Below are 928 nucleotides of genomic sequence, written 5' to 3'. Positions count from 1 at the left end.
CTAGGCTCACTACTTGGCTGGCAGTTCACTAACGCCCAAGTATCTAAAGCAGCGGCAGATGAAGGTTTGTTCCCTAAAATCTTCTCTAAAACCAACAAAGCGGGCGCACCGATTGCAGGTATGTTAATCATGCTAGCAGCTGAGATTATTCTTGCGGTAATGACTATCTCTCCTAACTTGATCAGTCAGTTTAACGCGCTATTGAACCTAGCCGTATTTATTAACATGGTACCTTACATCCTATCGATGACTGGCCTTGAAGTGCTACTTCGTAAGAATGTGGTATCTAAAAAGCAATACCGTCTTGGCGCTACCGTGGGTACATTAGCAGTTCTGTACAGCATCTATGGTGTGTACGCTTGTGGTGCGACAGCTGTATTTGGCGGTACCATCTTGACACTACTTGGCTACATCTTCTACGGCTTCATCGCAGCACGTGATACTAAGCCAGAAGTGAATGCAAACTAATTAAAGATTTAATAAATTCGATACTAAAGAAATTTATTAATAACCAACTAGAACGGAAATGGGAATAAATAATAAATACGTCACACATTAATATTTAATTAATCAATGACATTATTTATTCCCTTCTAAAATATTCGAACAGATTTTTATTACTTCATAGATCTATGTTGCGGTAAAACATATCTGCCACTAATCATTTTATTCAGGCGTTATTATGAACAATAATAGTAGTACAAATAAAATGCGTGCTCTCGTTATCGAGCACCAAAACATTACTCCTAACAGCTTTGCAGACCGCGCAACTAAGTCGCTTGTTGCTGAACTACAAAACCGTACTATCGAAATCATCACTGCGACTTCTTACGAAGATGCACGTGCGGTTATTCTGTCTACTCAAATTGACAGCTTAGTATTAGCACTAGAAAAAACTGAAGAGCAAATCGTTAACTCTCATGAAGAG

General features: G+C 38.9%; 1 protein-coding gene and 1 pseudogene. Both read left to right on the top strand.

Annotated elements, in window-relative coordinates; genetic code table 11:
• Window positions 1–468 (top strand): amino acid permease (locus VXS03_RS20055; RefSeq protein WP_327765535.1); only part of this gene is annotated, 468 nt, incomplete at its 5' end.
• A gap of 214 nt (window positions 469–682) precedes the next feature.
• Window positions 683–928: pseudogene (locus tag VXS03_RS20050) on the top strand (arginine decarboxylase); the annotation flags it as partial.

The sequence above is a fragment of the Photobacterium sp. S4TG1 genome (assembly GCF_036040035.1).
Classification (GTDB): domain Bacteria; phylum Pseudomonadota; class Gammaproteobacteria; order Enterobacterales; family Vibrionaceae; genus Photobacterium.
Note: the sequence above shows the minus strand (reverse complement) of the source record. Positions and strands in the feature narration are given on the sequence as shown.